The 400-nt window shown below is 70.5% G+C and carries 1 protein-coding gene; it reads right to left on the bottom strand.

The features are described 5' to 3' along the window. The coding region (locus tag DSY14_RS28230; protein WP_211719616.1) for a phosphopantetheine-binding protein at positions 1-231 on the bottom strand (231 nt) is incomplete at its 3' end. Positions 232-400: the final 169 nt, after the last annotated feature.

Genomic DNA, 400 nt, shown 5'->3' on the forward strand with positions numbered 1-400 from the left:
GCGATCAGCGGGGACCAACTCCGGCCGCGACACCGCCCCTCGGCCCTGGGCGACCAACCGGTCCACACCGGCCACCGTCGGATCACGGAAGAAGTCCCGGATTCCCACCTCGGCCCCGAGCATCGACCGCACCCGCGACACCAGCCTCAGCGCCAGCAGCGAATTACCGCCCGCACGGAAGAAGTTCTCCCCCAGCCCCACCGAACCCCGGCCCAACAGATCCGCGAACAACCCGCACAGGATCTCCTGACGCGGAGTCAGAGGACCGGAGGGGGTGTCGACGACGGACGCCACCGCACTCACCGCGGGCGTCCCGCGATCGGTCAGAGCCAACCGCTCCGACCCCGTCAGCTCCACGCACTCGCCCACCATCGATCCCGGGTCATCGGCCATGGCCCGC

Source organism: Nocardiopsis sp. MG754419 (assembly GCF_018207095.1).
In the GTDB taxonomy this organism is placed as follows: Bacteria; Actinomycetota; Actinomycetes; order Streptosporangiales; family Streptosporangiaceae; genus Nocardiopsis.